Here is a 22,686-nt window from a genome sequence, read left to right as displayed (position 1 = left end):
CTGACGAGGTAAATCGATACCCCCCGTGTCGGAGATAAGCCACCCGATCACCGGTTAGGGACGTTTTCTAACCCTTACGTGCCGGATGCGAATGAAGGGAACTGACCCGCAATTGATTAACGGCGGAAGCTTGTCCGTCCCCCTGAAGATCATCATGACCGATTCCGACCATCACCGCTGGTAGCATCTGTCCACTATGGAACAGATCGGTCACTCACGCGAGTGTAAACGGTGATCATTTAGCTTCATCACTCCGTCGGACCGCGTGTCACCACTGCTCCAGATGGGGCGTCCCCCACGCTCGCATCGCCACCCACACGGTTCTCCCCATGTGACGGCGGAAATGCGAAACAAGTTTCGGAATCCGCAGTGTCAAAGCGGCAGCCCGGCCTCCAGGTGGGCCAGCGCCTTGTCGAGGATCGCCAGGGTGTCGGCACCGGGATCCGCTGCGGCACCGGCGAACGCGGCCATGACGACGCCGACCACCGCACCCGCCCAGTTGCGGACGTCGAAGTCGTCCACGGCCCGCCCGGTGCGCCGCGCGGCCATCCCGGCCAGCAGGTCGATCCCCTCGGCGAACTTGTCCATCACCGCGGTGCGCAGCTCCGGCTCCCGGAACACCAGCACCTGCCGCTCGCGTTCCCGCTCCCACTCTTCGGCCGGGATGTGGGTGCGGATGGTGTCCGCGGTCGCCCGCAGCGCGGCGGTCGGGCTGAGCTCGGGCGGCTGCGCGAGCGCGGCTTCGATGAGCACCGGGTCGAACGGGTCGTAGAGGACGGTCGCTTCCTTCGTCGGGAAGTACCGGAAGAAGGTGCTGGGCGAGATCTCGGCGGCGGCCGCGATCTGGTCCACCGTCGTCGCGCTGTAGCCCTGCTCGTGGAACAGCCGCAACGCGTGCCGCTGGATCGCGGCACGCGTCCTGGCCTTCTTCCGTTCGCGCAGTCCCTGCGGCTCAGATGGCGACGACGTCATGCTCCGATTCTCGCGGCTGCGCTCCCGCGGGGTCCCGCCCGGGCAGGAATAGCAGCGCCAGCGCGGCGGCGGCCACGCCGAGGCCGGCGCACACCCACAGCGTCGCGGCCATGCCGTCGGTGAACGCGGCCCGCGCGGAAGCGGCCAGTGCCGGCAGGTGCAGCTTCTCCGCGACGGCGACCGCGCCGGACGCGCTGCCTCGCACCACGTCGGCCACCGGCGCGGGCAGGCCGTCGACGGCGACGCCGTCGCGGTAGACCCCGTTCAGCACGGTGCCCAGCACCGCGACGCCGATGGTGCCGCCGACCTGGCGCAGCACCTGGATCAACGCCGAACCGGCCCCCGACCGGCCCTCGGTGAGCGCACCCATCGCCATGGTCATCAGCGGCGGCAGGGTGCACCCGGTGCCGAGGCCGATGACGACCTCCCACCCGGCCGTGGCGCCGTAGCCGTCCGACGGCGAAGTCGTCGAACCCCAGGCCAGCCCGGCCGCGAGCAGCACGAACCCGCCGGTGACGACCACGCGCACGCCGAGCACCGCGACCAGCCGTTCGGCGATCTTCGCCGCCACCAGCATCCCGCCGATCAGCGGCAGCAACCGGATGCCGGTCTGCAGCGCGTCGGCGCCCTGGACCGCCTGGAACAGCTGCGGGAGCACGAACAACAGGCCCATCAGCGCGAAGGACGCCATCGTGGCCAGCACCGCGCCCCAGACGAACCGCGGTTCGCGGAACAACGCGAGGTCGGTGAGCGGCGCGGCCACCCGCGTCTGCGTCCAGCAGAACACCGCCACGAGCGCGGCACCCAGGGCGATCAGGCCGTACGTCACCGGGTCGGCCCAGCCGTGCTCGCCGGCGTGGACGAAGCCGTAGGTGAGCGCGACCAGCCCGGCGGCCGAGAGCGCGATGCCGGTGAAGTCGATCCCGCCCTGGCCGGAGCCCCGGGTCAGCGGCACGAGGCACAGCACCGCGACCACGCCGACCACGGTCAGCGGGACGTTGACGAGGAACACCGAGCCCCAGGCGAAGTGGTCGAGCAGCCAGCCGCCGAGCAGCGGGCCCAGCGGGATGCCGAGGAACATCGCCATCACCCACGTCGTCAGCGCCTTCGCCCGCTCCTCCGGCGGGAACAGGATGTTCAGCAGCGAGAGCGAGAGCGGGATGAGGAACGCGGCGCCGACACCGAGCACGACCCGGGCGGCGATGAGCTCGCCCGGCGAATCGGCGTACGCGCACCCCAGCGAGGCCAGCCCGAACACCACGAGGGCGCCGAGCAGGAGCTTCTTCGGGCCGAACCGGTCGCCGAGCAGGCCGGCCGGCAGCAGCAGGGCGGCCAGCGCGAGCGTGTAGGCGTTGCCGAACCACTGCAGCTGCGTGGTCGTGGCGCCGAGGTCGACGGCCAGCGTCGGCACGGCGACGTTGAGCACGGTCAGGTCCAGGCCGACGGTCAGCAGGCTCACCGCGAGCGCACCGAGTGCCCACCACCTGCGGGGATGAAGTTGAGTCATAGCGACCCCCAATTGATAGCAATTACCAACTGATAGTAGCTATCATAATCTCCGGGCGCCAGAGGTGAGCACGTAAACAAGTTGCACGCGCGTACCACCTTGGGTTCTCATCGAGGTGTGTCGATGCAGCCGTACCGCCGGGTCCTGTCCGTCCCCCGCGTCCCGTCGACGATGGCCCTGATGTTCCTGGCGCGGCTGCCGATGACCATGAACGGCGTGCTGATGACGCTGTACATCGTCACCGGGCTCGGCCGCGGCTACGGCGCCGCCGGGCTGGTCGGCGCCGGTATCACGCTCGGGATGGCCGTCGGCGCGCCGCTGCTCGGCCGCTGCCTGGACCGGTACGGGCTGCGCCCGGTCGTCGCGGTCTGCGGGATCGGCACGACGGTGTTCTGGGCCGCCGCACCGCACCTGCCGTACGCGGCGCTCGCCGCGGTCGCGGTTCCGGCGGGGATGCTTTCGGTGCCGGCGGGCTCGCTGGCCCGGCAGGTCCTGGCGGCGCTCGTGCCGCCGCAGGAGCGCCGGGCGGCGTATTCGCTCGACACCATCTCGATCGAAGCGACGTTCATGATCGGTCCCGCGGCGGGCATCGCGGCGATCACGGCGTTCTCACCGACCTGGACGCTCACCGCGCTCGGCGTGCTGTTCGGCGGCACGGCGTTCCTGATCTGGCTGGTCAATCCCCCGCTCCGCGAAGAGGTCGCCGAGCCGGAGCCCCCCGGCGCCCGGCCGCCGCTGCGCAGCTGGCTCACCGGGCGGCTGGTGGCGACGCTGCTGATCGCCGCCGGCGCGTTGTTCGTGCTCGTCGGCACCGAACTGGCGACGCTGGCGGCCCTGCGCTCGAACGGCGACCTCCAGGTGACCGGGCTGGTCATCGCGGTGATGTGCGCGGCGTCGATCCTCGGCGGCATCGTGCACGGCGCGGTACGGCGGTCGCTGCCCCAAGGCGTGTTGATGCTGCTGCTCGCGCTGCTGGTGGTGCCGGTCGGGCTGGCCGACCGGCCGTGGTGGCTGCTGATGCTGGTGCTGATCCCGACGAACCTGGTCTGCGCCCCGACCCTGGCGGCGACGACCGAGACGGTCAGCCGGATCGCCCCGCCGCAGGTCCGCGGCGAGGCGATGGGACTGCAGGACGCTTCCACCCGGCTCGGCCTGGCACTGGGCGGCCCGGTGGTCGGCTTCGCGATCGACCACTCGAGCCCGGCGTGGGGCTTCGCGGCGGCCGGCCTCGGCGGCCTGGTCCTCGCGGCGGCCGGCCTGCTGCGCCGCCGCACCCCGGCCCCCGAGCCGGTCCCCGCGCTGGCCGAGCGCTAGGTGTAGTGAATGACTCATTCCTGTCGCCGGAGGACAGGAATGAGTCATTCATGTCGTTCGGGTGCGCCGCCGCAGACCCGCTAGCCGCAGGCCACGCGCAGGGCGTCGATCTTCTTGACGTTGCGTTGCACCCACTTGGCCACGACACCGGCGTCGTCGATGCGTTCCTTCTGCACCTCGACGTAGGAGTCGGCCATGCCGAGCAGCGCGTTCTTGACGTCCTGGTCCTGGACGTCGCCCGCGAGTTCGCGCAGCCGCCGCTCCTTGTCTTCGGCGCGGGCCTTGAACTTGGCCGGGTCGACCAGCGGGTTCAGGTCGGCGAGCCCGAGCGCCTCCGCGCACGCGCCGACCTTGTCCGCCGTCTTGCTCCCCTGGTCGACCGCGTTGCCGACCTCGGCGCACCCGCTCAGCAGCAGTGCGGCCGCGGCCAGCAGCGCGGCCGTGATTCCACCCCTCGTCATCCGGCCAAGGTACCGCTCAGCCCTTGACGCAGACCACCTGCTTGAGGTGCGCCACCACCTCGACCAGGTCCGTCTGCGCGCGAATCACCGAATCGATGTCCTTGTACGCCGCCGGGATCTCGTCGACCACGCCGGAGTCCTTGCGGCACTCGACGCCCGCCGTCTGCGCCGCGAGGTCGTCGGCGGTGAACAGCTTCTTCGCCTTGGTCCGCGACATCCGGCGGCCCGCGCCGTGCGAAGCCGACTGGAACGACGAGTCGTTGCCCAGGCCGCGGACGATGTACGAACCGGTCCCCATGCTGCCCGGGATGATCCCGAGATCACCCGATCCGGCGCGGATCGCGCCCTTCCGGGTGACGAGCAGCTCGACGCCGTCGTAGGTCTCCTCGGCGACGTAGTTGTGGTGGCACGAGATCGCGTCGCCGTAGGTCACCTGCGGCAGCTCGTCGCGGACCGCCTGCTTCAGCAGCGCGACCATCGTGGCGCGGTTGCGCGCCGCGTAGTCCTGCGCCCAGAACAGGTCGCGCCGGTAAGCCGCCATCTCCGGTGTGCCGGCGACGAACACCGCGAGGTCCCGGTCGGGCAAGTCCGCGTTGTGCGGCAGCTTGCGCGCGACGGCCATGTGCCGCTCGGCCAGCTCCTTGCCGATGTTGCGCGAACCCGAGTGCAGCATCAGCCAGACCCGGCCCTCGTCGGCACCGCCCTGCTCGAGGCAGACCTCGATGAAGTGGTTGCCGCCGCCGAGGCTGCCGATCTGCCGCGCGGCCCGGTCGTGCAGCTCCTGGACACCGCTGTGCAGCTCGCCGAAGCCCTTCCAGAACGCGTCCCAGCCGCCGACGCCGTGCACCTTGGCCGGGTTCACGGGCGTCTTGTGCAGCCCGAAACCGACCGGCACGGCGCTTTCGATGCGCCGGCGCAGCTTGCCGAGGTCGTCCGGCAGGTCCTTCGCGGTGAGCGAGGTCCGGACGGCGCTCATCCCGCAGCCGATGTCGACACCGACAGCGGCGGGCGAAACGGCGTCACGCATGGCGATGACGCTGCCGACGGTCGCCCCCTTGCCGTAGTGCACGTCGGGCATCACGGCGACGCCGTGCACCCACGGCAGGTTCGCGACGTTGTGCAGCTGCCGCATGGCCTGGTCTTCGACCGACGCGGGATCCGCCCACATCCGGATCGGGACGCGGGCGCCGTCGACAGCGGTGTACATGGTTTTCCTCCCCTTGTTGCTTGCGGGGCTTAGGATCTCTCTTGGCAGACGATCGGACAAGGCGATTTCCGATCGTCCACTGTGGAGGACCAGCGACGGCAGCTCCACCGCCCTTCCCTGGGGGGGCGTCCCCAAGTCCAGTCTATCGGCGGCTGCCGACGAAGAACCGTTTTCCGGCTTTCGGGCGCCGGGTTGTCCACAACCGGAGGCCGCTGTGGACAACCCGGCGGGGTAGACCGCTCGGGCGAGCTGAAGCACCGGTGCTCGGCGGCCCTGGCCACCACCGAACGCCCGTGGCTGCGCGATTGGCTTGCCGAGCAGGACCGGCACCCAGGCCTGCCGGAAAGCCGGCCGGGCCGTGACGCAACGCGATTTCTTCGTGAGCAAAAAGAAATCCGCCGGGCCGGCACTTCGTGCACAATGGGCCGACCGTCCGGGGAGGGGCGGCTCGGGGAGGATCGATCCATCGTGAAGACGTCTTGGCGCGCGCTCGTCGCCGTCGCTTTGCTGGCCGGGTTCCCGGTGCTCGTGTTCCTGGTCGTCGGCGGCCTCGCCGTGGCCGAGTACTTCTTCTTCCGGCACTCCGGCATCTTGGCGGTCAAGCTCGGCATCGTCGCGGTGCCGGTGTCGTACGCCCTGCTCAAGGCCCTGTTCGCGATCGAGCGGACGCGCGGGGACACCGGGAGCGGCGTGCCGGTGACGCGCGCGGACGAGCCGGCGCTGTGGGCGCTCGTCGAAGAGCTGGCCGCCGCGGTCGGCACCCGGCCGCCGGACACGATCACGCTGGTCAGCGAGGTCAACGCCGGGGTGCGTGAGCGGACCGGGTGGCTCGGCCTGCGCGTGCGGCGGCGCGAGATGTTCATCGGCGCGCAGCTGCTCGCCGGGCTACGGCACGACCAGCTGCGTGCCCTGCTCGGGCACGAACTCGGGCACTACAGCAACAACGACACCCGGCTGGCCGGGCTGACCTACCGCGGCCGCCGCTCGATCGAACGCGCGCTGACCGGCCTCGGCGGCGACGGCTGGTTCGAAGGCCTGGTCCGCAGGCTGTTCGTGCTCTACGCGAAGCTCTACTTCGCGGTCTCCGCCGCGGCCTGCCGCCGTCAGGAGCTCGCCGCCGACGCCGCCGCGGCCCGCGTCGCCGGCACCGCGGCGATGACCAGCGCGCTGCGCGAGATCGAAGCCCTCGACGTCGCCTGGGACTTCTACTTCGACCGCTACGTCCCGATCGGCTGGGACGCCGGCTACCTGCCCGACCGGCTGGCCGGCGGCTTCCGGTCGCTGCTCGCCGACGAAGCCCGCGCCGAGGAGTTCGACCGCATCCGGCAGAACCCACCCGCGGAAGAGACTTCCCGCTACGACACGCACCCGCCGACGGCCGAGCGGATCGCCGCGCTCGAGGCGCTCCCGGAGGTCCCGGTGCGCCAGGACGGCGGCCACCCGGCGAGCGAAGTCCTCCGTGACGCGGCCACGACGCTGGAAGCCGCGATGGTTTCCGACTTTTCGGACAAAGCGAAAGCCAAGCGCCGCATCGGCTGGGACCGGCTGGTGGATCTCGGCGTCCGGCACTCCGTCACCCGCGCGGCGGCCGGGATCCTGGGCGCGGGCGGGACGCTGGCGCAGGCCCTCGACCTCATCGACGCCGGCCGCGCGGCCGAGCTGGCCGACCCGGAGCACAAGCCGCCGGCGTCGGCCGGTCCCCGGGCCCAGCGCGAGTTCGCCGCCCCCTCGGTTCGCGACCGGTTGTCCACTGTGGTCAAGGCGTACCTCGCGGAAGCCGAGGTGGCGCACTGGAAGCTGTCCTGGTCCGGGCCGCCCGAATTCGTCGTCGACGAGCCTTACGGCAGCGAGCTGGCCGCGGCCCTCGACGCCGCGTCGGCCGACCACGACACGGCGCCGCTACGCCGCCTGCTGGTGGCCGCCGGCGCGCTGCCCGTCCGTTCTTGAGGAGAAACTGTGCTGTCGTTGTTCAATTCCCAACGCCGCAAGGCCGCCATCGCGTTGGTGAAGGCCGCGAAGGTCCGCGGGATGAGCGTCGAGGACTACGCGAAGACGCTCTCGCCGGAGGAGCTCGCGCAATACGTCCCCCAGGACGACAAGCCGAAGGTCGAGATGCCGGACGTCGCGCTGTGGGGTCTCCCGCCGGACAAGGAGGTGACGGCGGCGAAGTTCGTCGCCGACGCCCGCGTCGCCGAAGCCGTCACGGCCTACCGCGCCGGTGACTGGCAGCCGGGCGCCGCGTTGCTGGCCGGCCTCGGCACCGACTGGGACCGCCGGGCCTTCGCCGTGCAGCAGCTCGGCGACGCCGCCGCGGACGACGACGCGCCGCTGAAGGAGTGGCAGGCGTCGGGAAGCGCGGACGCCGCCGCCGTCAACGCGCAGGGCCTGGTCGCGCTGGCCTGGCAGATCCGCTCGGGGCTCACCCCCGAACACGTCTCCGAGGAGCAGTGGGCCGGGTTCTTCCGGGTGCTCGAGGACGCCGAAGCGGCGACGCACGCCGCGGTCGAAGCCGCGCCGGAAGATCCCACGCCGTGGTGCACCATGCTCACCGTCGCCCGCGGGCGGCAGTACGGGAACGACGACTTCCGCGCGGTCTGGGCGGAGCTCGTGGCCCGCGACCCGCTCCACCGGCCTGCCCACGAGCAGGCACTGCAGTACTGGTGCGCCAAGTGGTTCGGCTCCCACGAGCAGATGTTCGCGTTCGCCGACGAAGCCCTCGACAAGGCGCCGAAGCTGGCGGGCCTGACCCTCGTCGCCGCGCACGAAGCGGAGGACAAAGGCGTCGAGGCCTGGAAGAGCGACCGGACCAAGCTCGCACTGGACGTCGTCCTGCCCTGGCTGGACGGCGAAGGCCGGGACCACCCGGCGAACCTCCGCGACCGCGCGTACGCGGCCAAGGCGCTGGTGGCGAACGACCGGTGCGACGAGGCCGTCGAGCAGTTCAAGGTGCTCGGCGTGCACGCGGACGCGCTCGTCTGGGCCTACACCGGCCGCCCGGAACGCGAGTTCCTGAAGACGCGGTACCTCGCCTGCTACGGCGCTACCCGGCCGTGAGCAGCCGAAGGCCCCTCACCGCGCTCGGCGAGGGGCCTTCGGGGTGGCCGTCAGAGCTGCTGGGCGACCAGCTCCGCGATCTGGACGGCGTTGAGCGCCGCACCCTTGCGCAGGTTGTCGTTCGAGATGAACAACGCCAGTCCGCGGCCGCCCTCGACACCCTGGTCGGCGCGGATGCGGCCGACGTAGCTCGGGTCGTTGCCCGCCGCCTGCAGCGGGGTCGGGACCTCCGACAGCTCGACGCCCGGCGCGTGCGTCAGCAGCTCCGTCGCGCGTTCGACCGTCAGCGCCCGCTCGAACTCCGCGTTCACCGAGATCGAGTGCCCCGAGAACACCGGCACGCGCACGCACGTGCACGACACGCCGAGCCCCGGGATGCTCAAGATCTTGCGGCTCTCGTTGCGGAACTTCTTCTCTTCGTCGGTCTCGAACTCACCGTCGTCCACAATGGACCCGGCCATCGGCAGGACGTTGAAGGCGATCGGGCGGACGTACTTCTCCGGCTTCGGGAAGTCGATCGCCGCGCCGTCGTGGGTCAGCAGCGACGCGTGCTCGGCCGCCGCCTTCACCTGGCCCGCCAGCTCGTCCACGCCGGCCAGGCCGCTGCCGGACACCGCCTGGTAGGTCGACGCGACCAGCCGGACCAGCCCGGCCTCGTCGTGCAGCGGCTTGAGCACCGGCATCGCGGCCATGGTGGTGCAGTTGGGGTTCGCGATGATCCCCTTGCGCGCTTCCTTGATGGCCTGCGGGTTGACCTCGCTGACGACCAGCGGCACATCCGGGTCCATCCGGAACGCCGAGGAGTTGTCGATCACCGTCACGCCCGCCGCGGCGAACCGCGGCGCCTGTGCCTTCGACGTCGACCCGCCGGCGGAGAACAGCGCGATGTCCAAACCGGACGGATCCGCCGTCGAGGCGTCCTCGATCGTGATTTCGGTGTCGCGCCAGGGAAGCTTCGATCCCGCCGAGCGCGCCGAAGCGAAGTACCGCAGCTCGGCGATGGGGAACTCCCGTTCCGCCAGCAGCTTGCGCATCACCGCGCCGACCTGGCCGGTCGCGCCGACCACCCCGACCCGCAGCCCGTCCGCCATCAGCGACCACTCCCCGCGTAGACGACGGCTTCTTCGTCGCCGCCGAGTTCGAACGCCTCGTGGATCGCGCGCACGGCGTCGTCGAGCTGCGCGTCCCGGATCAGCACCGAGATGCGGATCTCCGAGGTGTTGATGATTTCGATGTTCACACCGGCCTCGGCCAGCGCCTCGCAGAACGTCGCCGTGACACCCGGGTGCGAGCGCATCCCGGCGCCGACCAGCGACACCTTGCCGACGTGGTCGTCGTAGAGGACCGACTCGAAGCCGATCTCCGCCTTGACCTTCTCGAGTTCCTTGACCGCCTTGGCGCCGTTGGCCTTCGACAGCGTGAACGTGATGTCGGTGCGGCCGGAGACGGTGCTGGACACGTTCTGCAGCACCATGTCGATGTCGATCTCGGCGTCGGCGATCACGCGGAAGATCCGGGCCGCGGCACCGGTGTGGTCCGGCACCCCGGTGACCGTGATCTTGGCTTCGGAGCGGTCGTGCGCCACACCGGTGATCAGGGCTTGTTCCACGGGGATCTCCTCGATAGAACCGGTCACCGTCGTGCCCGGCTTGTCACTGTAGGAAGAACGGACTCGGATGGGGACGCCGTAGCGGCGCGCGTACTCCACCGAACGCAGGTGCAGGATCTTCGACCCACTCGCGGCGAGCTCGAGCATCTCTTCGTACGTGACGGTGTCGAGCTTCTTCGCGTCCGGCACCACCCGCGGGTCGGCCGTGTACACACCGTCCACATCGGAGTAGATCTCGCACACGTCGGCGTTCAGCGCGGCGGCCAGCGCGACGGCGGTGGTGTCCGAGCCGCCGCGGCCCAGCGTGGTGATGTCCTTGGTGTCCTGCGCGACGCCCTGGAAGCCCGCGACCAGCGCGATGTAGCCCTGCTCGAGCGCCTCGGTGACCCGGCTCGGCGTGACGTCGATGATGCGCGCGTTGCCGTGCACCGACGTCGTGACGACGCCGGCCTGCGAACCGGTGAACGACCACGCCTCGGCGCCCTGGGCCGCGATCGCCATCGCGACCAGCGAGTTCGAGATGCGCTCACCGGCGGTGAGCAGCATGTCCATCTCCCGCTCCGGCGGCGCCGGGTTGACCTGCTGCGCCAGGTCGAGCAGCTCGTCGGTGGTGTCACCCATCGCCGAGCAGACCACGACGACGTCGTTGCCCGCCTTCTTCGTGGCGACGATCCGCTCCGCGACGCGCTTGATCCGGTCGGCACTTTCCAGCGACGATCCGCCGTACTTCTGGACCACGAGGGCCACGCCCGAACCTCCTCGCGGGCCGGGCGGCTCCCTGGTGGGCACCGGAGAGCCCCCGCGTCCCATGATTTGAACTGGAGCCTACCGGGGCCTGGGCGGCCCGCCACCCTCTTGACGTGGGGCGGACCCGGCCTGCGGGTGTCGCGGAAGTAAATCTTCCGCAACACCAACGAAATGCGCGGAGCCCTTCCTCCCGAGTGACGCACAGCACTCATCGGTAATGTCCTCGGCGTGCGGAAACCAGCTGTGACGAGCGTCCCGATCGCCGGCCTGATGGCGGAACGGTGGAGCCCGCGGGCTTACGACGAGTCGGCCGCGGTCACCCCGGAGCAGGTGCGCGCCCTGCTCGAAGCGGCCCGCTGGGCGCCGTCGTTCGGCAACACCCAGCCGGCCCGCTACCTGGTCGGCGTCCGCGGCACCCCGGCGTTCGACGCGATCCTGGCGACGCTCAATTCGGGCAACCGGGCCTGGGCGCACCGGGCGAGCCTGCTGCTGATCGGCGTGATGGTGACGACGAACGAAAAGGGCGAGGTGCCGTACGCGGAGTACGGGCTCGGCCTGGCTTCGGAGAACCTCGTGCTGCAGGCCGTGGAGCTGGGGTTGGTCGCGCACCAGATGGCGGGCTTCTCGCCCGGCGCCGTGAGCGCGGCGTTCTCCCTGCCGTCCGACGCGGTCCCGAAGGTGGCGATCGCGGTCGGCTCCCCGGCCGCGCCCGACGTCCTGGCGGAGGACTGGCGGATCGAGCGGGAGAAGGCGGAGCGGGCGCGGATCCCCCTGGACGAGTTCGCGTTCAGCGACCAGTGGGGCAAGCCCGCGCTATGACGTCCCGCCCACCCGGCGGATCACCTTGGCGAGGATCCCGGACACCACGAGCCAGAAGATCGCCGCGATCCCGTAGTTCACCAGGACGCGGAGCTTCTCGTCACTGGGCGTGAACAGGTCGCTGAAGCCGAGTGCCAGGCTGTCCGCCCAGGACTTGACGAACGAGACGATGCCGTTGTCCGGGTTGGCCGAGCCGACCGTGAAGATCACGTGGATCACCAGCAGCGCCGCGAAGACCAGGCCGATCCAGCGGACGATCGACGCCACCAGCGAGGCCACCCTGCCCCCGGTCCGGCGCCAATCGACGGCGGCCCGGCGCGAGCGGGAGACGCGGGTCTCCGTCTCCTCCGACGACTCAGCGTGTTCAGCCATGCCCGCAGTTTCGCACGGGACTGGGCCGATTGCTACCCGCTGGTAACACGATCGGCCGACCCGAAGTAACGGTTCCATCGCGGCCCGGCTTCCCTCACGCGGCGTTCCGTGGTTATGGTGGGGTCGTGGCACGTGCTCTCCTGCTTCGCTGCCGCGACGGGGCCTGACCGGACCGGCTCCCCGTCGCGGGGCTTCGTGGTGCCGGTCGCACCCGTCGAGCTGGAGACACCCCTTTCATGAGTTCGCGCATCCGCAAACCCTCTCGCACCGCGCCCGCCGACCAGCCCATCTGGAACACCCAGCGCGGCACGTCCATGCCGGTTCACCGCTACCGCCCCTGGTACGACCTGGTCGAGAACATCGACCTGCCCGACCGCACCTGGCCCGAAAAGCGCATCGACCGCGCGCCGCTGTGGTGCGCCGTCGACCTGCGGGACGGTAACCAAGCCCTGATCGACCCGATGTCACCGGCACGCAAGCGCAAGTTCTTCGACCTGCTGGTCCGCATGGGCTACAAGGAGATCGAGGTCGGCTTCCCGGCGGCGTCGCAGACGGACTTCGACTTCGTCCGCGAAATCATCGACGAAGGCGCCATCCCGGACGACGTCAGCATCCAGGTGCTGTCGCAGTGCCGCCCGGAGCTGATCGAGCGCACGTTCCAGGCCCTGGACGGCGCGCCGCGGGCGATCGTCCACATCTACAACTCGACGTCGATCCTGCAGCGCCGCGTGGTCTTCCGCGAAGAGCGCGAGGGCATCAAGAAGATCGCGACGCAGGGCGCGGAAATGGTCGTCGACCTGGCCGCGAAGCACCCCGACACCGACTTCCGGTTCCAGTACTCGCCGGAGTCCTACACCGGCACCGAGCTGTCCTACGCGCTCGAGGTCTGCAACGCCGTCACCGACATCTGGCAGCCGACGCCCGAGAAGCCGGTGATCCTGAACCTGCCGGCGACCGTCGAGATGGCCACGCCGAACGTCTACGCCGACTCGATCGAGTGGATGAGCCGGAACCTGGCCCGCCGCGACTCGGTGATCCTGTCGCTGCACCCGCACAACGACCGCGGCACCGGGATCGCCGCCGCCGAGCTGGGCTACCAGGCCGGCGCCGACCGGATCGAGGGCTGCCTGTTCGGCAACGGCGAGCGCACCGGCAACGTCGACCTGGTCGCGCTGGGCATGAACCTCTACAGCCAGGGCATCGACCCGCAGATCGACTTCTCCGACATGGACGAGATCAAGCGGACGGTCGAGTACTGCAACCAGCTGCCGGTCGGCGAGCGCTCGCCGTGGGGCGGCGACCTGGTGTTCACCGCGTTCTCCGGCAGCCACCAGGACGCGATCAACAAGGGTCTCGACGCGCTGAAGGACGCCGCCGACAAGGCCGGCGTACCGATTGACGAGTACCCGTGGGAGGTCCCGTACCTGCCGATCGACCCGAAGGACGTCGGCCGCACGTACGAGGCCGTGATCCGGGTGAACTCGCAGTCCGGCAAGGGCGGCGTCGCCTACATCATGAAGGCCGAGCACCAGCTCGACCTGCCGCGCCGGCTGCAGATCGAGTTCTCGAAGGTCATCCAGCGCTACACCGACACCGAGGGCGGCGAGGTCGACCCGACGACCATGTACAACGCCTTCTCGGCCGAGTACCTGGAGCTGAAGACGCCGCTGGAGCTGGTCCGCCAGCACGTCCGCGACAACGGCGACGGCGAGTACGACATCGCCGCGACCGTCCGCGTGGAAGGTGACGAGCACGAGATCACCGGCCGCGGCAACGGCCCGATCGCGGCGTTCTTCGACGCGCTGTCGACGGTGGGCTTCGACCTGCGGCTCTTGGACTACAGCGAGCACACGCTGTCGCCGGGCGACGACGCGCGCGCCGCGTCGTACATCGAGTGCGCGATCTCGGACCGGGTGTTCTGGGGCATCGGCATCGACCCGTCGATCGTCACGGCGTCGCTGCGCGCGGTCGTCTCGGCGGTGAACCGCGCCAACCGGTGAAAGCGGAGCGGTTGGTCGCGCTGTTGTTCACGCTGCAACGGCGACGCAGCGCGACCGCCGCCGAGCTCGCCTCGGAGCTGGGCGTCTCGGAGCGCACGACGCACCGCGACCTGGCGGCGCTGCGCGACGCGGGCGTTCCACTGTGGACAGAGCAGGGCCGCCACGGCGGCTTCCGCCTGGTCGACGGCTGGCGCGCGGGCCTCGACGGCCTCACCGCGCGTGAAGCCGTCGCGCTCTTCGCCCTGGGAGTCCCTTCCGCGCTCGCGGGACTCGGTTTGGACACGGCGGGCAGCGCGGCGCGGGCGAAGGTGGCCGCGGGTATGCCCGCCGAGCTGCGGGAGCACGCGGCGCTGGTCGCCGGCCGCTTCCACCTGGACGCACCGGGCTGGTTCGGCAGCGCCGACGAGCCACCGGCGCTGGCCACGGTGGTCCAGGCGGTCTGGGCACAGCGGCGGCTCTCGGTGAGCTACCACCGCCGCGACAAGGTGGCCTCGCGGGAGCTGGAGCCGTTCGGCCTGGTGCTGAAGGCGGGTGTTTGGTACCTGGTGGCCCGGGTGGTCTCGGACGACGCGCTCCGGACGTACCGGGTGTCGCGGATCTTGACCGCTTCGCCGCTCGACGTCGCGTTCGAGCGGCCGGCGGACTTCGACCTGGCTCGTTGGTGGAGTACGTCGTCGGCGACGTTCGAGCAGGTGGCGCGGCCATTGCGGGTGAAGGCCCGGCTGAACCGCGTCGCCGTCCGCGAGCTGCGCCGCGTATTCGGCGGCGAGCACCTGGCGGAGACGGTGGTGTCGTTGGGCCCGCCCGACGCGGAGGGATGGGCCCCGGCCGAGCTCGCCCTGGAGGGAGACGAGATCGGCCTCGGCCAGCTGGTCGCCTTGAGCCCGGGGGTGGAGGTGCTCGAGCCGGCGGAGCTGCGGGCGGCCCTGGCCGGGATCGGCGCGGAGCTGGCGGCCCGCAACGGTTGATCCACAGGGGCCGGCGGTTGTGGACAACCTGCGGCCACGGCGGTCAGGTGGGCAGTTTTGTCACACCCTGCCGATAGACTGGACTTGGGGACGTCCCCCAGGGAGGGCGGGGAAGTTTCGGGGCGGACGGCTCGCCCCCGGCTCAGCGGTACCCGGTCGTGTCCGCGGGCTTGCCCGCTTCGGCGACCTCCGCCAGGTACCGCCAGGCGTCCGGCCGGCTGCCGTCGACGTCGTCCACTTCGTACTCCTTCGCCAGCTCGCCGCTGCTCACCGTCCGGCCCGACCACCGGTGCCGATCCGGGTCCGCGGCCAGCGCCGCCACCGTCCGGCCGCTGAACGTCGGCGTCTCCGAAATCTCGAAGTGCGGGACTCGCCCGCACGCGTCACGCCAGTTCTCCTCCGTGACGCCATAGCCTTCCAACATCGCCTCCGAACGCAGGTAACCCGGCGTGAACGCGACCGCGGTCGCACCGAAGGAAGCCAGCTCCGCGGCCTCGCCGATCGCCAGCAGGTGCGCCGACGCCTTCGCGAGGTAGAACGGCAGCGAAGTGCCTTCGCGGTACTTCGCGTTGTACTCGGCCGTGCCGTCGGTCAGCTCGACGACCAGGCCGCCCGGTCGCTTGATCAGCAGCGGCAGCAGGAAGTGGCTCGTGATCAGGTGCGCGTCGATGCCGAGCCGGATCATGCGCAGGCCCGCGGCCAGGTCGTGCTCCCACACCGGCTTGTCCCAGCCGAGGTGCTTGTCGCCGCCCCACAGGCCGTCGACCAGGATGTCGAGGGATTCGATCCGCTCGGCCAGCGCCGCGACTTCGTCCGGCACCAGGTGGTCGACGCGGATGGCCTCCGCCTGGCCGCCCGCCTTCTCGATCAGCTCCGCGGTCTCCTCGATCGTCTCGGGACGGTCCACTTCGGACCGTCCGGCGCGCGTCGTCCGGCCGGTCACGTACACGAAGGCGCCCGCGCGGCCCAGTTCGACGGCGATCGCCCGGCTCGCGCCGCGCGTTCCGCCCGCCACCAGTGCGACTTTTCCGGAAAGTGTGTTCATGCGCCCAGCCTCACGGCGAACCATGACAACTCCTGTCATGGTTCCCGAGTCTGTGGACGAGCTGTCGGGTTGCTGTGAGTACCCGGTGATCGGGACTCGAGCGGCCCGGGCGGGCGGTTAATGGAAGTGTGGACGGATCGACGGCGGGGCTGGTGCTGCTGTTCGTCGTCTCGCTGGTGCCGCTGCTGCCCACCGAGGTGACGCTCCTCGGCATGGGCATCGCGGCGGCGCAGGGCGGGACGTCGCTGGCACTGGTGATCGCCGTGGCGAGTGCCGGGTGCCTGGCGTCCGACCAGGCGCTCTACGCCCTCGGCCGGTTCGGCGGCCGGGCGGCGCTGGACCGGCTGAGCCGGCGCAAGAAGTTCGCCGACGGCCTCGGCTGGCTCGACGGACGGCTGCAGCGCCATCCCCGGCCGGTGCTGGTGGTCGCCCGCTGGCTGCCGTCGGGCGGGACGATCGGTGCCCTCCTCGCGGGATCACTCCGGTGGCCGATGGCGGAGTTCTTCCCCGCCTCGGCCGTCGGCGTCACACTCTGGACGTCCTACGTGGCCTTCCTCGGCTACGCGGGCGGCCGGATGGTCACCGAACCCGGGATCAGCCTGCTGCTCTCCCTCGGCGTGGCCCTGATCCTGGGCTCGGTGATCACCTACGGCATGAGGCGCAGCGTTAGAGCGACTTAAGCGCTTCGAGGATCTGCGCCGGTTCCGTGCGGGTCGTGTAGTCCGGGTGGACGTCGGCGAACCGGATCACGTGGTCCCGGTCGACCACGAGGACGGCGGGGTGCGCGAGCTCCCACTCCCCGTTGTGCTTCGTCAGGTCGGCGCCGATCTTGGCCATCGTCGGACGCACGTCCTCGGCCACCGTGAACGTCAGGCCCAGCGAACGCGCGACGGTGTTCCCGACGTCCGAAAGCACCGGGAAGCCGAGTTCGTTGGACTCCTTCACGGCCACCGAGCCGTCCGGGAGCTGTGGACTGACCGCGGCCAGCCGTGCGCCGTGTTTCCCCAGCTCCGGGACCAGTTCGGCCTGGTAGGCGCGCAGGGTCAGGTTGCAGTACGGGCACCACTGCCCGCGGTAGAAGACCAGGACGGCCGGGCCGTCGGCGGTCAGGTCGTCGAGGCTGACGGCGGTGCCGTCGGCGTCCGGCAGCGTGAAACCGCCGACGGTCGCGCCGACCGCGGCGAACTTCGCCGGGTCCGCCGAATCGACGAGGTCCCGCTGGTGGGCGACGAGCACGTCCGCGATCTCGGCGGGCGCCACGTCACGCAGGCTCGCGCGCACGTCGGACAGGGCTTGGTCGAGCGTCATGGATCCCCCTGGCTTGGTTGTACTAATCGGTACAGTGCAGTCGACTGTACTATTCAGTACATGGAGGCGCAAGCGGCAGCCACGACCGCGCGGGGCAAGCGGACGCGTGACGCGATCGTCGACGCGGCGGCCCAGCTGATGTACGTCCACGGCGTCGCGGGCACGAGCGTCGACAAGGTCCTCGCCGCGAGCGGGGCCGGGAAATCGCAGATGTACCACTACTTCAAGAACAAGGAGCAGCTGGTCGCGGCCGTGATCGACCGGTACCTCGAGCGGATCCTCGCCAACCAGCCCGCCATCTTCGAGCTGAGCTCCTGGGCCGATTTCGACACGTGGACCGAGCAGATCCTCGACATCCACCGCCGTCCCGGCGGGCCGGTCGCCTGCCCGCTGGGCAACCTCGCCGGCGAACTGGGCGACAACCCCACGATCGCGCCGCTGGTCGACCGGGCGTACCGGACGTGGGAGTCCTATTTGGAGCGTGGGCTGACCATCCTGCGGGACAAGGGCGAGCTCGCACCCGACGCCGATCCGGCACGGCTGGCCCAGGCGGCGATGACGTCCGTCCAAGGTGGACTCCTGCTGGCCCACGTCCGGCACGACATCACGGCGCTCGAGGACGCCCTGCGGATCGCGCTGACCCACCTCCACAGCTTCAGGCCGTGAGCTGGGCGACCTCCGCGCGCAGCTCTTCGATCACCTTGGCGACGGCCGGGCGCTGCAGCGCGCCCGTGCGGCAGACCGCCTCGACGAGCCGGGCCGCGCGAATGCCCGCGAGCGGCCGTCCGACCAGGCCACTGCCGCGGCGGGTGTTCATCGTGTACCGCGGCAGCAGCGCGATCCCGTGCCCGGCGGCGACCAGCCGCTCGGTGATCCGGAAGTCGTTGATCCGCTGCACCACGACCGGCCGCACCCCGGTGCGGATCGTCAGCGAGCGCAGCACGTCGTCCACCGGGAAGCCGAAGTCGACGCTGATCCAGCGTTCGTCCGCGAGCTCGGCCAGTTCGACGCGGCGGTGACCGGCGAGGCGGTGACCGGCCGGCAGCGCGACGTCGAGCGGCTCCCGCAGCAGCGGCACGACGTCGAGGCGCCCGGAATCGAACTCCGGCGCGTGCTCGTCGCGGTGCGCCACGACGACGTCGTAGTCCGCGACCAGGCCGGGCACCTCCGCCGGCGTCATGTCGACATCGCGGACGTCGACCTCCAGGCCGTCGTACCCGGCGACGCGGGTCAGCAGCCCCGGCAGCAGCATCAGCCCGGCCGACTGGAAGATCGCGATCCGCACCCGCCCGCGCGGCGCGCTGCGGTAGGTGTCCAGTTCGGACTCGGCGCGTTCGAGCGCGGCGAGCACCTCGTCGGCGCGGGCGACCAGCGCGCGGCCGGCGTCGGTCAGCCGCAGGCCGCGGCCGGCCGGTTCGGTGAGCGGCAGGCCGACCTCGCCCTGCAGCGCGCGCAGCTGCTGCGAAACGGCCGACGGCGTGCAGTGCAGCGCCCGCGCGGCCGCCGTCACGCTCCCGCGATCGGCGAACTCCCGCAGCGTGCGCAGGCGACCCAGATCCACGGCACCATCGTACGTTAAGCGCTGCTACAAGGTCACTGAAAATATATTCGCTGGTCCTTCAACGTCGGCGTTGTCAGAGTGAAGACATGCCTCCTCGTGATCGCCTGCTCGCGGTGCTCGTCGCCGTCCTCTGGGGCCTCAACTTCCTCGCCATCCACGCCACGCTCGGCCAGTTCCCGCCGGTGTTCGCGGGTGCGCTGCGGTTCGCCGTCATCGCGGTGCCGACGATCCTGTTCGTGCCGTGGCCGAAGGTGAAGGTGCGGCACCTGCTCGGCTACGGCCTCGGTTTCGGCACCGGCCAGTTCGCGTTCCTGTTCATCGCGATGGACACCGGGATGCCGACCGGCCTCGCGTCGCTGGTGCTGCAGGCGTCGGCGCCGTTCACGGTGCTCCTCGGCGCCGTCTTCCTCCGCGAACGCGTCACGCCGTACCAGCTCGCCGGGATCGCGCTGGCGGTGGCCGGGATGGCCGCGATCGCGTGGCAGCGGTCCGCGCACGCGGCTCTGCTGCCGATGGTCCTGACGTTGCTGGCCGCGCTGAGCTGGGCGTTCGGCAACCTCAGCACGCGGAAGGCGGTCCCGGACAACCCGCTGCACTTCACGCTGTGGATGTCGGTGGTGCCGCCACTGCCGATGTTCGCGCTCTCGCTGGTCATGGAGGGTCCGGCCGCGCAGTGGCGTTCGCTGACGACGCTCTCGACGCCGACGGGGCTGACCGCGCTCGGCGGGCTGGCGTATGTGGTGCTGATCGGCACGGTCGTCGGCTCGGGCCTGTGGACGACGCTGATGCGCCGCAACCCGGCCGGTGTCGTGTCGCCGTTCTCGCTGCTGGTGCCGGTGGTCGGGCTGACGGCGTCGTTCGCACTGCTGGGCGAGCGGCCGAGCGGCCTGGAGATCGGCGCCGCACTCGTCGTGATCGGCGGCGTGCTCCTGGGATCGCTGCGGCCCGCGTCCAAGCGCGAACTCGTCGCGGTCTAGGCGGCGGTCTCTTCCTGCTTCGGGGCTTCCGCGTCGCTCTTGTGCTCGCGGCCGAGGCGCTTCTTCATGACGACGAAGACGACGGCACCGATCACGACGGCTGCCACCAGGCCATACTTGGAGAAGGCACCGAGCCACTTCTCGGCGACCTCGCCGACGTAGTAGATGAGGGCGGTCGTGCCGCCCGCCCAGGCGATGCCGCCGAGAGCGTTGGCGATCAAGAACTTCGGGTAGTGCATGCGCAGCGACCCGGCGAGCGGGCCGGCGAGGATGCGCAGGAACGCGATGAACCGGCCGAAGAACACGGCCCACATGCCGCGTTTGTTGAAGATCCGTTCGGCGTTGGCGATGTGCGTCGGCCCGAAGTGCTTCGGGAATTTCCGGCCGGCCCAGGCGAACAGCCGCTGCCCCCCGGTTTTCCCGATCAGGTAGCCGATGCTGTCGCCGATGATGGCGCCGGCACTGGCCACGACGCCGACCCACAACGGGCTCAGACTGGGGTGGCTCAGGGTGAGCAAGGCGGCGCTGACCAGCACGACCTCGCCGGGAAGCGGAATGCCGAGACTCTCGATCATGATCACGGCGCCGACGATCAGGTACACCGAGAGCGGCGGGATCGCCTCCAGCCATTGGTCGATGTGCACTGCTCGTACCCCCTGGTACCTGACGTCCGGAATCTGCTTTCCGCAGCGTACCGGGGGCCGCACGCTTCGGGCGGCCTACTCAGGTATGGGTCCGGGTCCTCCTTTGGGAGGGGGTCGGGAGTTGTCCACAGGCGTCACCCCCATGTGGACAACTCCTGGGGATGAATGGCTGTTCGGCCGGTTCCGTCGGGGGGCGCCGATAGACTGGACGTGGGCACGCCCCCCAGGGAGGGCGGGTGGTGTTTCCGGGGCGAGTGGGGGCCGCCATGGGGCCGGGCGGGGTCCGGCAAAGTCGTGTCAGTGCAGGTAGCTCCGCGAAGCACTCGTTGGCCCACCACCCCGAAGCCGGATTGTGACTACGGCCGGTAGTACCGCGTCAAGGCGGGAAAGCGTGCCTTGACCCGGTACTGCCGTCCGTGTTCTGGCTTCGTATCGGGGTTGCGGGGAGGGGTCTGGATGGGGGTGCCGGTTGTGTCTTCAGCGTGCCGTTACGCCGACGAGGCACCTGAAAAGAGTGATCCGGGGAGAAGCGGGGTCAGCGGCGCAGGCCAGCGCAGGTCAGCGGTCGGCCAAGGCGGCCGCCCGGGACTGCAGGTACGCCTGCTCCGGCAGGCTCAACGTCCGCCGGGCCGCGGCCGCGTATGCCTCCCGCGCCCCCTCCACGTCGCCCGACGACTCCAGCAGGTGCGCGCGGACCGCGTCCACCCGGTGGTGGGCCGCCAACGCCGGGTCCGCAGCCGCCGCCGCCAGCTCCGCCAGTCCCGCCGAAGGACCGTTGACCTGGGCGAACGCCACCACCCGGTTCAACGTCACCATCGGGCCCGGCGCCACCACCCGCAGCAGGTCGTACAGCGTCAGGATCTCCGCCCAGTCCGTTTCCTCCGCCGTGGGTGCCTCGTCGTGGACCGCCGCGATCGCCGCCTGCAGCTGGTACGGGCCCACCGGGGCCGAGGACAACGCCTTCGTGATCAGCGAAACGCCTTCCAAGATGAACGAGGCGGTCCAGCGGGACCGGTCCTGCCGCGCCAGCGGTACCAGCGCCCCGGTCTCGGAGACCCGGGCCGGGCGGCGGGCTTCCGTCAGGAGCATCAGCGCCAGCAGGCCCGTGACCTCGCCGTCCTCCGGAAGCGAAGCGTGCAGCTGACGGGCGAGGCGGATCGCCTCCGTCGTCAGATCGACGCGGTTCAGCACGTCGCCCGAGCTCGCCGTGTGGCCCTCCGTGAAGATCAGGTACAGCACCTGCAGCACCGAGGACAGGCGGTCCGGCGACGGCGGCACGAACCGCTCGCCGCGTAGCGATCGCTTCGCGCGGCTGATGCGCTGGCCGATCGTGGACTCCGGGACCAGGAACGCCCGGGCGATCTCCCCCGTCGTCAAACCGCCGACCGCGCGCAGCGTCAGCGCCACCTGCGACGGCCGCGTCAGCGACGGGTGGCAGCACAGCAGCAGCAACGTCAGCGTGTCGTCGACCCCGGAGACCGGTGCCGGGTCCGGTTGCGAAGCCACCGCCTCTTCCCGCCGCTGCCGTGCCACGTCGCTGCGCAGCTGCTCGATGCGACGCCGGGACGCCGTCGTGATCAGCCATCCTTTCGGGTGGTCCGGGATCCCCGAAGCCGGCCATTGCTGCGACGCCGCCAGCAGTGCCTCCTGGACGGCGTCCTCGCACGCGTCGAAGTCGCCGTACCGCCTGGCCAGCGCCGCGAGGACCTGGGGTGCGAGCGACCGCAGGAGGTCCGGGATCACAGGTCCGTCCCGTGCAGCCCCATCACCGGGCGCACCTCCACCACCCCGAACGACGCCTCCGGGATCCGCGCCGCGATCTCCACCGCCCGGTCGAAATCCGCGCAGTCCAGCAGGTAGAAGCCGGCGAGGAACTCCTTGGCCTCGGCGAACGGCCCGTCGGTCGTCAGCGGGGCGCCGCCGGAGACGCTGACCCGCTTCGTCAGCTCCGGGAACGCGAGCCGCTCGGAAACGATGCGCTCGCCGGACTCGTCGAGGTCGTCGTTGAGCTGCTGGTAGTAGGCGAGCCCGGCCGCCCGCTGCTCTTCGCTCATCCCCGCCCACGCCTCGCGGGACTCGGGGTTGCCGTAGATCAGGACCACGTATTTCACGATCGTCTCC

Annotated in this window: 23 protein-coding genes; 9 read left to right on the top strand and 14 right to left on the bottom strand. The window is 70.7% G+C overall.

From position 1 onward, the window contains the following. Window positions 1-67 precede the first annotated feature (67 nt). From CF165_RS51065 to CF165_RS04970, 3 genes are all read right to left on the bottom strand, one after another. On the bottom strand, window positions 68-214 hold the full coding sequence (locus tag CF165_RS51065; RefSeq protein ID WP_158226734.1) for a hypothetical protein: 147 nt from the start codon (window positions 212-214) through the stop codon (window positions 68-70). Window positions 215-372: 158 nt separating this feature from the next. Further along, window positions 373-972 (bottom strand): acyl-CoA-like ligand-binding transcription factor, encoded by a 600-nt coding sequence (locus tag CF165_RS04975; protein ID WP_205660769.1) that lies wholly within the window; start codon window positions 970-972, stop codon window positions 373-375. After that, window positions 953-2,431, bottom strand: coding sequence for a DHA2 family efflux MFS transporter permease subunit (locus tag CF165_RS04970; protein WP_093946202.1), 1,479 nt, complete (start codon window positions 2,429-2,431; stop codon window positions 953-955). The genes CF165_RS04975 and CF165_RS04970 overlap by 20 nt, the downstream gene beginning before the upstream one ends. A gap of 171 nt (window positions 2,432-2,602) precedes the next feature. Between CF165_RS04970 and CF165_RS04965 the strand changes: the two genes are divergently transcribed. Beyond that, the gene (locus CF165_RS04965; protein WP_240521455.1) at window positions 2,603-3,793 is read left to right on the top strand and encodes an MFS transporter; all 1,191 of its coding nucleotides are present in this window, start codon (window positions 2,603-2,605) and stop codon (window positions 3,791-3,793) included. An 80-nt stretch (window positions 3,794-3,873) separates the two neighbouring features. On the opposite strand, the gene CF165_RS04960 is transcribed toward CF165_RS04965, so the two are convergent. Together CF165_RS04960 and CF165_RS04955 are read right to left on the bottom strand one after the other, a co-directional pair. Next, entirely contained in the window at window positions 3,874-4,254 is a 381-nt protein-coding gene (locus CF165_RS04960) for a DUF8711 family protein (RefSeq protein ID WP_205660768.1), read from the bottom strand. 16 nt (window positions 4,255-4,270) lie between these two features. Continuing rightward, window positions 4,271-5,461 (bottom strand): RtcB family protein, encoded by a 1,191-nt coding sequence (locus tag CF165_RS04955; RefSeq protein ID WP_093946201.1) that lies wholly within the window; start codon window positions 5,459-5,461, stop codon window positions 4,271-4,273. 468 nt (window positions 5,462-5,929) lie between these two features. Here CF165_RS04955 and CF165_RS04950 point away from each other — a divergent pair, with 468 nt between their 5' ends. Further along, window positions 5,930-7,408, top strand: coding sequence for a M48 family metalloprotease (locus CF165_RS04950; protein WP_093946200.1), 1,479 nt, complete (start codon window positions 5,930-5,932; stop codon window positions 7,406-7,408). Between the two features lie 9 nt (window positions 7,409-7,417). Then, window positions 7,418-8,515 carry a DUF4034 domain-containing protein gene (locus tag CF165_RS04945; RefSeq protein ID WP_093946199.1) on the top strand — a complete coding sequence of 366 codons (1,098 nt, stop codon included), beginning with the start codon at window positions 7,418-7,420 and terminating at the stop codon, window positions 8,513-8,515. Window positions 8,516-8,565: 50 nt separating this feature from the next. On the opposite strand, the gene CF165_RS04940 is transcribed toward CF165_RS04945, so the two are convergent. After that, window positions 8,566-9,606, bottom strand: coding sequence for an aspartate-semialdehyde dehydrogenase (locus tag CF165_RS04940; protein ID WP_093946198.1), 1,041 nt, complete (start codon window positions 9,604-9,606; stop codon window positions 8,566-8,568). Beyond that, window positions 9,606-10,871, bottom strand: a complete 1,266-nt coding sequence (locus tag CF165_RS04935) for an aspartate kinase (RefSeq protein WP_093946197.1) — start codon at window positions 10,869-10,871, stop codon at window positions 9,606-9,608. The genes CF165_RS04940 and CF165_RS04935 overlap by 1 nt, the downstream gene beginning before the upstream one ends. A 228-nt stretch (window positions 10,872-11,099) precedes the next feature. Here CF165_RS04935 and CF165_RS04930 point away from each other — a divergent pair, with 228 nt between their 5' ends. Further along, a complete protein-coding gene (locus tag CF165_RS04930) occupies window positions 11,100-11,690 on the top strand; it encodes a nitroreductase family protein (RefSeq protein ID WP_240521454.1) in 591 nt (196 codons plus the stop codon). Here CF165_RS04930 and CF165_RS04925 read toward each other — a convergent pair. Beyond that, window positions 11,685-12,062: a hypothetical protein gene (locus tag CF165_RS04925; protein WP_093946195.1), complete on the bottom strand. Its 378-nt coding sequence runs from the start codon at window positions 12,060-12,062 to the stop codon at window positions 11,685-11,687. The genes CF165_RS04930 and CF165_RS04925 overlap by 6 nt on opposite strands. 236 nt (window positions 12,063-12,298) lie before the next feature. Here CF165_RS04925 and leuA point away from each other — a divergent pair, with 236 nt between their 5' ends. Together leuA and CF165_RS04915 are read left to right on the top strand one after the other, a co-directional pair. Continuing rightward, the gene (leuA, locus tag CF165_RS04920) at window positions 12,299-14,062 is read left to right on the top strand and encodes a 2-isopropylmalate synthase (RefSeq protein WP_167441356.1); all 1,764 of its coding nucleotides are present in this window, start codon (window positions 12,299-12,301) and stop codon (window positions 14,060-14,062) included. After that, window positions 14,059-15,030, top strand: a complete 972-nt coding sequence (locus CF165_RS04915) for a helix-turn-helix transcriptional regulator (RefSeq protein WP_093946194.1) — start codon at window positions 14,059-14,061, stop codon at window positions 15,028-15,030. The genes leuA and CF165_RS04915 overlap by 4 nt, the downstream gene beginning before the upstream one ends. Before the next feature lie 142 nt (window positions 15,031-15,172). Here CF165_RS04915 and CF165_RS04910 read toward each other — a convergent pair whose 3' ends face one another. After that, the gene (locus tag CF165_RS04910) at window positions 15,173-16,075 is read right to left on the bottom strand and encodes an SDR family oxidoreductase (protein WP_093946193.1); all 903 of its coding nucleotides are present in this window, start codon (window positions 16,073-16,075) and stop codon (window positions 15,173-15,175) included. Window positions 16,076-16,203: 128 nt separating this feature from the next. On the opposite strand from CF165_RS04910, the gene CF165_RS04905 reads away from it, so the two are divergent. Further along, a complete protein-coding gene (locus CF165_RS04905; RefSeq protein WP_093946192.1) occupies window positions 16,204-16,755 on the top strand; it encodes a DedA family protein in 552 nt (183 codons plus the stop codon). On the opposite strand, the gene CF165_RS04900 is transcribed toward CF165_RS04905, so the two are convergent. Then, the gene (locus tag CF165_RS04900) at window positions 16,742-17,383 is read right to left on the bottom strand and encodes a peroxiredoxin-like family protein (protein WP_093946191.1); all 642 of its coding nucleotides are present in this window, start codon (window positions 17,381-17,383) and stop codon (window positions 16,742-16,744) included. The genes CF165_RS04905 and CF165_RS04900 overlap by 14 nt on opposite strands. A 60-nt stretch (window positions 17,384-17,443) precedes the next feature. On the opposite strand from CF165_RS04900, the gene CF165_RS04895 reads away from it, so the two are divergent. Further along, window positions 17,444-18,049: a TetR/AcrR family transcriptional regulator gene (locus CF165_RS04895; protein WP_093946190.1), complete on the top strand. Its 606-nt coding sequence runs from the start codon at window positions 17,444-17,446 to the stop codon at window positions 18,047-18,049. On the opposite strand, the gene CF165_RS04890 is transcribed toward CF165_RS04895, so the two are convergent. Further along, window positions 18,039-18,944 (bottom strand): LysR family transcriptional regulator, encoded by a 906-nt coding sequence (locus CF165_RS04890; protein ID WP_093946189.1) that lies wholly within the window; start codon window positions 18,942-18,944, stop codon window positions 18,039-18,041. The genes CF165_RS04895 and CF165_RS04890 overlap by 11 nt on opposite strands. Before the next feature lie 86 nt (window positions 18,945-19,030). On the opposite strand from CF165_RS04890, the gene CF165_RS04885 reads away from it, so the two are divergent. Continuing rightward, entirely contained in the window at window positions 19,031-19,921 is an 891-nt protein-coding gene (locus CF165_RS04885; protein WP_093946188.1) for an EamA family transporter, read from the top strand. On the opposite strand, the gene CF165_RS04880 is transcribed toward CF165_RS04885, so the two are convergent. The 3 genes from CF165_RS04880 to CF165_RS04870 form a co-directional block, all read right to left on the bottom strand. Further along, window positions 19,918-20,565, bottom strand: coding sequence for a DedA family protein (locus CF165_RS04880; protein WP_093946187.1), 648 nt, complete (start codon window positions 20,563-20,565; stop codon window positions 19,918-19,920). The two genes, CF165_RS04885 and CF165_RS04880, sit on opposite strands and share 4 nt — an antisense overlap. Window positions 20,566-21,123: 558 nt before the next feature. Beyond that, entirely contained in the window at window positions 21,124-22,308 is a 1,185-nt protein-coding gene (locus CF165_RS04875; RefSeq protein WP_093946186.1) for an RNA polymerase sigma factor, read from the bottom strand. Further along, complete coding sequence (locus tag CF165_RS04870) at window positions 22,305-22,676, bottom strand: YciI family protein (protein WP_093946185.1); 372 nt, start codon at window positions 22,674-22,676, stop codon at window positions 22,305-22,307. Before CF165_RS04870 ends, CF165_RS04875 begins: the two co-directional genes overlap by 4 nt. Between the last annotated feature and the right edge of the window lie 10 nt (window positions 22,677-22,686).

This window comes from Amycolatopsis vastitatis (assembly GCF_002234595.1).
Lineage (GTDB): Bacteria > Actinomycetota > Actinomycetes > Mycobacteriales > Pseudonocardiaceae > Amycolatopsis > Amycolatopsis vastitatis.
This window is presented reverse-complemented; position numbering and strand designations above follow the sequence as displayed.

Excerpts from the sequence above, each read along its gene's own strand:
- CF165_RS04910 (WP_093946193.1), bottom strand. The coding sequence starts at position 16,075 with ATGAACACACTTTCCGGAAAAGTCGCACTGGTGGCGGGCGGAACGCGC.
- CF165_RS04965 (WP_240521455.1), top strand. The coding sequence starts at position 2,603 with ATGCAGCCGTACCGCCGGGTCCTGTCCGTCCCCCGCGTCCCGTCGACG.
- CF165_RS04960 (WP_205660768.1), bottom strand. The coding sequence starts at position 4,254 with ATGACGAGGGGTGGAATCACGGCCGCGCTGCTGGCCGCGGCCGCACTG.
- CF165_RS04895 (WP_093946190.1), top strand. The coding sequence starts at position 17,444 with ATGGAGGCGCAAGCGGCAGCCACGACCGCGCGGGGCAAGCGGACGCGT.
- CF165_RS04885 (WP_093946188.1), top strand. The coding sequence starts at position 19,031 with ATGCCTCCTCGTGATCGCCTGCTCGCGGTGCTCGTCGCCGTCCTCTGG.
- CF165_RS04975 (WP_205660769.1), bottom strand. The coding sequence starts at position 972 with ATGACGTCGTCGCCATCTGAGCCGCAGGGACTGCGCGAACGGAAGAAG.
- CF165_RS04900 (WP_093946191.1), bottom strand. The coding sequence starts at position 17,383 with ATGACGCTCGACCAAGCCCTGTCCGACGTGCGCGCGAGCCTGCGTGAC.
- CF165_RS04925 (WP_093946195.1), bottom strand. The coding sequence starts at position 12,062 with ATGGCTGAACACGCTGAGTCGTCGGAGGAGACGGAGACCCGCGTCTCC.
- leuA (WP_167441356.1), top strand. The coding sequence starts at position 12,299 with ATGAGTTCGCGCATCCGCAAACCCTCTCGCACCGCGCCCGCCGACCAG.
- CF165_RS04955 (WP_093946201.1), bottom strand. The coding sequence starts at position 5,461 with ATGTACACCGCTGTCGACGGCGCCCGCGTCCCGATCCGGATGTGGGCG.
- CF165_RS04940 (WP_093946198.1), bottom strand. The coding sequence starts at position 9,606 with ATGGCGGACGGGCTGCGGGTCGGGGTGGTCGGCGCGACCGGCCAGGTC.